This is a genomic window from Bradyrhizobium sp., from assembly GCF_019242285.1.
Classification (GTDB): Bacteria; Pseudomonadota; Alphaproteobacteria; order Rhizobiales; family Xanthobacteraceae; genus Bradyrhizobium.
Genome location: NZ_JAFAVV010000019.1, coordinates 1 through 8,444 on the forward strand (window position 1 = coordinate 1; position 8,444 = coordinate 8,444).

Sequence of the window (8,444 nt, forward strand, 5' to 3'; positions counted from 1 at the left end):
CACGATCTATTCGGCGAGCGACCATCCCGCGATCGCGGTGCCGAAGCAGGCCCTGATCTATGAAGGCGATCAGGTCCGGCTATGGGTCGCCCATGACGACAAGTCGATCGAGCTTCGCCAGATCAAGACCGGGCTGACCAACGGCAATCTGGTGGAGGTGATCGGCAATCTCAAACCGGGCGAACAGATCGTCACCAAAGGCAGCCTGTTCATCGACCGCGCAGCCTCGGGGAGCTAGGTCATCTTCGCGACCGCAAAAACCTTTACCGTCATGGTCGGGCTAGGCCCGGCCCTCCATGTCTTGATGCACGAAACGAGACGTGGATGCCCGCACAAGGCCGGGCATGACGAAGCCGGTGTGAAAGACCTCGTTTGAATGGATCGCCTTGTCGCCCTAGCCGTTCACCGCCGCTATCTGATGGTCGGCCTGTTCGTCGCCGTGTTCGCCGGCGGGCTGATCGCGTTCAAGCAGCTCAATATCGAGGCCTATCCCGATCCGACCCCGCCGATGGTCGACATCGTGACCCAGTCGCCGGGGCTGTCGGCCGAGGAGATCGAGCGCTACATCACGATCCCGCTGGAGACCCAGGTCGCCGGCATCAAGAACCTCAACGTGATCCGGACCATCTCGCTCTACGGCCTGTCCGACGTCAAATTGCAGTTCTCGTTCGACTTCACCTACGACCAGGCCCTGCAGCAGGTGCTGAACCGCCTGTCGCAGCTCGCCCCGCTCTTGAACAACGCCCAGCCGCAGATCTCGCCGCTCAGCCCGATCGGCGAGATCTATCGTTACCGGCTGGTCGGGCCGCCGAACTATTCGGTGCTGGATCTGAAGACCCTGCAGGACTGGGTGCTGCAACGGCGTTTCCGCACTGTGCCCGGCGTCATCGACGTGACCGGATGGGGCGGTCGCACCAAGACCTATGAGCTGCAGGTCGACTTCAACAAGCTGGTGGCCAACGGCCTGACGCTGCCCCAGCTCCTGCAGGCGGTGAGCAACTCCAACATCAATGTCGGCGGCAACACCGTCAACATCGGCCCGCAATCGGCGGTCGTGCGCGGCGTCGGCCTGATCCGCTCGATCGACAGCCTCGCCAGCACCATGATCGCCTCGACCAACGGCACGCCGGTGCTGGTCAAGGACGTCGCCGCCGTTTCGGTCGGCGAGCAGCCGCGGCTCGGCATCGCCGGCCAGAACCAGGACGACGACATCGTGCAGGGCATCGTCTTGATGCGGCGCGGCGAGCAGAGCTCGCCGACCATCGAGCGGGTGGAGAAGCTGGTCGAGCAGATCAACAATTCGACCATCCTGCCGCCCGGCGTGCATATCGAGCGCATCTACGACCGCAAGGACCTGATCCAGACCACGACGAGAACGGTGCTGGAGAACATGGTCGTCGGCATCACGCTGATCGTGCTGTTGCAATGGATCTTCCTCGGCGATCTCAGGAGCGCGCTGATCGTCGGCGCGACCATCCCGTTCGCGCTGTTCTTCGCCGTCAGCATCCTGGTGCTGCGCGGCGAGTCCGCCAACCTGCTGTCGGTCGGCGCCATCGATTTCGGTCTGATCGTGGATGCGACCGTGATCATGGTGGAGGCGATCTTCCGCCGCCTGTCGCACACCGAGCCGCTGTCGGAAGACGAGCAGGCGTCGATCTCGCCGCGGACGATCATGGCGATGAAGCACCACGCCATCCTCACCGCGGCCGCCGACGTGTCACGGTCGATCTTCTTCGCCGCGGCGATCATCATCGCGGCCTTCATCCCGCTGTTCACGCTCAGCGGCGTCGAAGGCAACATCTTCAGCCCGATGGCGCGGACCTATGCCTATGCGCTGGCGGGCGGGCTGCTCGCGACCTTCACGGTGTCGCCGGCGCTCTCCGCCATCATCCTGCCGGCGCATGTGCAGGAAACCGAGACCTTCCTGATGCGGCTTCTGCATCGCCTCTACCGGCCGGTGCTGGCGCGTTCGCTGCGAAGCCAGCGGCTGGTGCTGGTCGGCGCGGGCGTGCTGATCGTGCTGACGGTGCTGGCGGTGCGGCTGCTCGGGCTGGAATTCCTGCCCAAGCTCGAGGAGGGCAATCTGTGGATCCGCGCCACGCTGCCCTCGACCATCTCGCTGCAGGAGGGCAACTCCTACGTCAACGAGATGCGCAAACTGATCGCAGCCCGGCCGGAGGTCGAGTCGGTGGTGTCGCAGCACGGCCGGCCCGACGACGGCACCGATGCGGCGGGCTTCTTCAATGCCGAGTTCTTCGCGCCGCTGAAGCCGGCCAAGCAATGGCCGAGCGGCGAGGACAAGGACGAGTTGACTGCAAAACTGCTGGCGCAGTTGCAGGAGAAGTTTCCCGGCGTGGAGTTCAACTTCTCGCAATATCTGCAGGACAACGTCTCGGAGGCGGTGTCCGGGGTCAAGGGCGAGAACTCGATCAAGCTCTACGGCAACGACCTGCAGGCGCTCACCACCACCGCCAACCAGATCAAGTCGGTGCTGGCGACGGTGCAGGGCATCACCGACCTCGCCGTGTTCACCTCGCTCGGCCAGCCCACCATCCAGATCGAGATCGACCGGGCGCGCGCCGCGCGCTACGGGCTGTCGCCCGGCGACATCAACACCACGATTCGCACCGCGATCGGCGGCGACAGCGCCGGCGACCTCTACGAGCCGGGCAGCGACCGGCATTTCCCGATCATCGTGCGGCTGGCGCCGCAATACCGCAAGAGCGCGGAGGCGATCCAGAACCTGCGGGTCGGCGCGCAGGGCCCGAACGGCGTGACCCAGGTTCCGCTCAGCGAGGTCGCCTCCATCAAGCTCGTGTCCGGTGCGGCCTATATCTATCGCGAGCAGCAGGAGCGCTATCTGCCGATCAAGTTCTCGGTGCGCGAGCGCGATCTCGGCGGCGCCATCCAGGAGGCCCAGGACAAGATCGCGGCGCAGGTGCAACTGCCGCCGGGCTCGCACATCGAATGGGTCGGCGAGTTCGGCAATCTGCAGGACGCGATCAAGCGGCTGTCGGTGGTGGTGCCCATCAGCCTGATGCTGATCGCGACGCTGATCTGGTTCAACTTCGGCTCGGTGATCGACACCGTGCTGACCATGAGCGTGATCCCGATGGCGGTGTTCGGCGGCATCGTAGGCCTGGTCGTGACCGGCATCCCGTTCTCGGTCTCGGCCGCCATCGGCTTCATCGCGCTGTTCGGTATCTCGGTGATGGACGGCATCATCATTCTCTCGCAGTACAACCAGCTCATCGACGAAGGCCTGGACCGAGCGGCCGCGATCCAGCGCACCGGTGAGTTGCAGTTGCGTCCGGTGCTGATGACCTGCGTGGTCGCGGGGGTCGGCCTGCTGCCTGCGGCCTTGTCCACCGGAATTGGGTCGCAGGTGCAAAAACCGCTGGCGGTCGTGGTGGTGGCAGGCATGATGCTCGCGCCGGTCGTGATCCTCTTGACCTTGCCGGCGCTGATTTCGATGTTCTCGCGCCGGAGCCGGCCGGGCTTTGTCCCGGACGGGCGCCTGGCGTCAGCGGAATGATGAGCCGGACGGATGGTTGCGTTGTCGTGCACAGACACTAACGCAAGTCCGCCGCGGTCCCGCCGGCGGACGGCGCAGGTCGGTTGCGCGCTTCTCGTCCTCGGTATCGTGATGCCCGCATCGTCCCGCGCCGGCGAGACCCTGCAGGACGCGCTGGTGAAGACCTACCAGAACAATCCGCAGCTCAACGCCGAGCGCGCGCGGCAGCGCGGCACGGATGAGAACGTGCCGCAGGCATTGTCCGGTTATCGGCCGCAGATCGTCGCAAGCCTCGGCGCCGGATTGCAGGCCGTGCGCAATCTCTTGCCCGACAACACGATCCAGACCGCGACCTTGCGGCCCTGGACCATCGGCTTCACCGTCACGCAGACGCTGTTCAACGGCTACAAGACGGCCAACAGTGTGCGCGTCGCCGAGTTCCAGGTGAAATCGGGGCGCGAGGCTCTGCGCAATGTCGAGCAGGGCGTGCTGCTCGACAGCGTGACCGCCTACATGAACGTGGTGGCGAATATCGCGCTCTACGAGGCGCAGCGCACCAATGTGCAGGTGCTGCGCGAGATCCAGGCGACGACGAAGAAGCGGCTGGATGCCGGCGACGTCACGCCGACCGACACCGCGCAGGCCGAGTCCCGCGTCAGCCGCGGACTGGCCGATCTCAATGCGGCGCAGGTCGCGCTGGCGATCAGCCGGGAGGTCTATCACCAGGTGATCGGCGAGGCGGCGGGCCAATTGACCCCGGCGAGCCCGGTCGACCGGCTCTCGCCAACGACCCAGATGGCCGCGGTGGACGCCGCCAACCATGAGCATCCGGCGGTGCTGGGCGCCGGCTACGACGTCGACGTCGCGCAGACCTCGATCAAACTGGCGGAGAGCAACCTGCTGCCCACGGTGTCGGTGCAGGCCGGCGCCAGCCGCTCGGTGCAGACCGATTCGAGCCTCACCACCGCCGCGCAGGATCAGGCCTCGGTGCTCGGACAGATGAGCGTGCCGATCTACGATGGGGGCATGGCCGCCTCGCAGACCCGCCAGGCCAAGGAGGTCTATTCACAGAGCCGCCTGGTGCTGGATCAGGTCCGCAACCAGTCGCGTACCGCCGTCATCAGCGCCTGGGTCGCCAATGAGGGAACCAAGGTCGCGTTGACGGCGGCCGAGTCGGAGGTGCACGCGGCGGAACTGGCGCTGCAGGGGGTGCGCAAGGAGGCCCAGGGCGGCCAGCGCACCACCATCGACGTCCTCAATGCCCAGCAGGACCTGACCAATGCGCGCACTCGTCAGATCACGGCGCAGCGGGACCGCGTCATCGCCTCCTACACGCTCCTGAGCGCAATCGGCCGGCTGGACGTGCATACGCTCAACCTCAACACGCCCGACTATTCGGCCGATGTTCACTACCACCAGGTCCGGGACGCCTGGCACGGCCTGCGCACGCCGTCGGGGCAATAGGGTGGTACCGAACGCGTCAACCTGCCGATGCGGGCGGGCCGTTCCCGGTGTGTCGCAATTGATCAACGCTTTTGTCCGCCGCAGCCGCCCTTTGGGGTTGCTGAACGGGGCTGGTCATCGCAATTTGATGGCTGAGGGCTGCCCGCAGGCAGTCTGGGGAAAGTGCCATGCCTGGGCCGATCATCATCGCAGACGACGACGCCACCCGCACCATCACGATGCGGCGGCCCGAGAAGAAGAACGCGATCTCGCACGAGATGTTTCTCGCCATGAGCGAGGCGATCAATTCGGCACAGTCCGATCCCGCGATCCGCTGCCTGATCCTGACCGGGCGCTCCGGCGTGTTCACCTCCGGCGACGATGTGAGCGATTTCGTCAATGAGAGCGAGGCGCCGCGCGACCCCGCGCGGCCGCGCGGCTCGATCATCTTCCTGCGGGCGCTGGTCAACAACAAGAAGCCGATCATCGCGGCGGTGGACGGTGTCGCCGCCGGCATGGGCACCACCATGGTGCTGCATTGCGACTATGTGATCGCCGGCACCACGGCGTCGTTCTTCTCGCCGCTCATTCAATATGGCCTCGGCCCCGAAGGCGCCTCCAGCCTGCTGCTGCCGCGGATTGCCGGGTATCAGCGCGCGTTCTCGCTGTTGGTGATGGGCCGGGCGATGAGTGCCGAGGAGGCGCGCAGCGCGGGCCTCGTCAACGTCGTGGTGCCGCCCGGACACGCCATCGTCGAGGCCCAGAAGGCGGCGCGGGAAATCTGCGCGCTGTCGCCGGAGGCGGTGGCGATCTCGAGGAAGCTGTTGAAGCCGCCGACCGAGGACCTGCTGCGCCGGATGGGCCAGGAGGAGCATCTGTTCGCCGAACGGATCCGCTCGCCCTCGGTCCTCGCCGCCGTCAAGAGCTTCCTGTCGCGCAAGAAACGGTGAGGGCGTTCGTCGAACCGTGTCTCAGCGAGAGGGAATCCCAAAAGACATCGGCGCCTGCCTTGCGCCGACCCCCAGCGAGCGCTGCACCATCACGGTGTCGCACCAGCGGCCGTTGCGGTAGGCGACGCCCGGCAGCAGGCCGACCCGCGCGAAGCCGAACTTTTCGTGGATCGCGAGCGAGGCTGCATTGTCGGCGTCGATATAGCCGATCATCTGCCGGAACCCCGCGGCGGCGCAGGTGTCGATCAGTGCCTGCATCAGCAATCGTCCGACGCCGCGGCCGAGATGCTCGTGATGCACATAGATCGAGTGCTTGACCGCGTAGCGATAGGCCGGGCGCTTGCGGAACAGTACGACATAGGCATAGCCGACGACCTCGCCGCCGCGGGTCGCGACCAGGTGCGGCAGGCGGTGATGCCGCAGGTTCCTGCGGCGCTCGCGCAGATCGTTCGGTTCGGGGACGCCGTTGTCCTCGACGCCGTCCTCGACCCCGCGGCGGATGTGGCGCCGGTAGATCGCGAGCATCGCGTCGACGTCGCCGTCGCGCGTGGGGCGAACGAGCACCGGCGATTTCTCGTTCATGGCAGGCGTCGGCGAATTCATTCGGCCACCACATAGGTATGCAGCCGGATGCCGCCCGATGCGTCGCTCTCCTTGTAGACGCCCTGGATCTCGACGTCGAAGCCGGGGAAGGCGTTGAAGCAGCGCTCGAACATCTTCAGGTAATCGATCATCGGCTGCGCCCGCGCGGTCAACCGCTCGCCCGGCACGATCGAGGCGATGCCGGGCGGATATACCACGAAGGGCGTGGTGGCGATGCGGCCCTTGATCGCGTCGATCGGCAGGTAGTCGACGTCGTTGCGCACGAGATGGCGCTGGGCGTCGCGCGGCGACATCGCGATCTCCGGCAGGTGCTCGGGCAGGAACTGCCTGGCCTGCAGCGCGCGGACGTCGGCCTCGCGGAAGAAGCGGTGCATGTCGGCGCAGAGGTCGCGCAGGCGCACCTTGGCGTAGCGCGCCGCACGGCGGCGATGGAATTCGGGGATCGCCTCTTCCAGTGGCACGTTGTCGTCGTGCAGCTTCTTGAACGCGAGAAGGCCGCTTATCAGCGTGCCGGCCTTGCTGGCCTCGACGCCGGGAGTGAGGAGGAAGAGAAGGGAATTGAGGTCGTTCTTCTCGGCGACGATGCGGTTCTCGCGCAGGTACTGCGCGACCACGGGGGCGGGAATGCCGTGTTCGGCATAGAAGCCGGTTGCGGGATCGAAGCCCGGCGTGAGCAGGGTCAGCTTGTTCGGGTCGGTCATGGCGAAGCCGGCCGCCAGATTGGGGAAGCCGTGCCAGGCTGCGCCTGGCGCAAGCTGCCAATAGGCCGGGTCGGTCGCGAGCAGGTCGGTCGAGATTGTCTCCCAGGCGACGTCGTGCACGGCGCCGTCGCGCGAGACGTCGGGCAGCGCGACGCGATCCGGCACGAACGGTTCGAAGAACCAGCGGCGTTCGGGGCGCGCCTCCTTCTCCTCGAACTCGCGGCGGGTGGCGCGGATCTTCTTGCGCAGCTCGATGCCGAGCCGGATCGTGTCGTCCCACAGCACCTCGCCGGAGCGGCCTTTCATCATCTGCGCGCCGACGTCGAGCGAGGCGAACAGCGGGTAGTACGGCGAGGTCGAGGCGTGCTGCATGAAGCTCTCGTTGAAGCGCCGGTGCTCGACCCGGCGCTTCTGGCCGCGGATGTGGTCGTCCCGAATGTGGATCTGCGAGGCCTGCGAGAAGCTCGCGAGCTGCTTGTGGGTCGATTGCGTCGCGATGATGCCGGGCGACTCGGCGGAAAGATTCGCAAGGCCCATCGCGAAACGTCCGGCATAGAGCGGGTGGAACTTCATGAAGCCGGCCCAGGCCTCATCGAACAGGATGTAGTCGCAGAGATGGCCGATGGCTTTGAGGATCATCTCTGCGTTGTGGATGGTGCCGTCATAGGTGCACTGCTCGACGACTGCGACGCGGAAGGGGCGCGGCCTGCGCCAGGCCTCGCCGTCCTGCACCAGCGGATGGTTGCGGATGGCCTGGCGCAGCGTCGCTTCATCGAGTGCCTCCCAGCGCATCGGGCCGATCAGGCCCCAGGCGTTCCGCACCGTCGGAACGTAGACGGGGACGCCGCCGGCCAGCATCAGCGCGCCGTGATGGGCGGCCTTGTGGTTGTTGCGGTCGAACAGCACGAGGTCGCCGTCGGTCACAAGCGCGCCGAGCGCGACCTTGTTGGAGGTCGAGGTGCCGTTGAGCACGAAATAGGTCTTCTCCGCCCCGAAGATTTTCGCCGCCTCCTGCTGCGCCTTCAGCGCCGGACCCTCATGGGTCAGGAGATCGCCGAGGTCGAGCACGGAGTTGTCGAGGTCGTCACGGAAGACGGCTTCGCCCAGATGCTCCACGAACACCCGGCCGATCGGGCTGCGGCTGTAGAACACGCCGCCATTGTGCCCGGGACAGGTCCAGAGCTGGTTGCCCTCCTCGGCATAGTCGACCAGCGCGCCGAAGAACGGCGTCTT

The 8,444-nt window shown here is 66.2% G+C and carries 5 protein-coding genes and 1 pseudogene; 4 read left to right on the forward strand and 2 right to left on the reverse strand.

Annotation, left to right across the window (positions count from 1 at the left end):
- The 4 genes and pseudogenes from JOY90_RS00995 to JOY90_RS01010 all read left to right on the forward strand — a co-directional run.
- Positions 1-238: pseudogene (locus JOY90_RS00995) on the forward strand (efflux RND transporter periplasmic adaptor subunit); the annotation flags it as partial.
- A 138-nt stretch (positions 239-376) separates the two neighbouring features.
- Positions 377-3,535, forward strand: coding sequence for a CusA/CzcA family heavy metal efflux RND transporter (locus tag JOY90_RS01000; RefSeq protein ID WP_291689311.1), 3,159 nt, complete (start codon positions 377-379; stop codon positions 3,533-3,535).
- 111 nt (positions 3,536-3,646) lie between these two features.
- Complete coding sequence (locus JOY90_RS01005) at positions 3,647-4,978, forward strand: TolC family outer membrane protein (protein ID WP_291689312.1); 1,332 nt, start codon at positions 3,647-3,649, stop codon at positions 4,976-4,978.
- Between the two features lie 167 nt (positions 4,979-5,145).
- Positions 5,146-5,907, forward strand: a complete 762-nt coding sequence (locus JOY90_RS01010; protein WP_291689313.1) for an enoyl-CoA hydratase-related protein — start codon at positions 5,146-5,148, stop codon at positions 5,905-5,907.
- 21 nt (positions 5,908-5,928) lie between these two features.
- Here JOY90_RS01010 and JOY90_RS01015 read toward each other — a convergent pair whose 3' ends face one another.
- Together JOY90_RS01015 and JOY90_RS01020 are read right to left on the reverse strand one after the other, a co-directional pair.
- The gene (locus JOY90_RS01015) at positions 5,929-6,510 is read right to left on the reverse strand and encodes a GNAT family N-acetyltransferase (protein WP_291689314.1); all 582 of its coding nucleotides are present in this window, start codon (positions 6,508-6,510) and stop codon (positions 5,929-5,931) included.
- The coding region (locus tag JOY90_RS01020) for an amino acid decarboxylase (RefSeq protein WP_291689315.1) at positions 6,507-8,444 on the reverse strand (1,938 nt) is incomplete at its 5' end. The genes JOY90_RS01020 and JOY90_RS01015, both read right to left, overlap by 4 nt.

Coding starts and splice junctions, on each gene's coding strand:
- JOY90_RS01015 (WP_291689314.1), bottom strand. CDS start 6,510: ATGAATTCGCCGACGCCTGCCATGAACGAGAAATCGCCGGTGCTCGTT.
- JOY90_RS01010 (WP_291689313.1), top strand. CDS start 5,146: ATGCCTGGGCCGATCATCATCGCAGACGACGACGCCACCCGCACCATC.
- JOY90_RS01000 (WP_291689311.1), top strand. CDS start 377: ATGGATCGCCTTGTCGCCCTAGCCGTTCACCGCCGCTATCTGATGGTC.
- JOY90_RS01005 (WP_291689312.1), top strand. CDS start 3,647: ATGCCCGCATCGTCCCGCGCCGGCGAGACCCTGCAGGACGCGCTGGTG.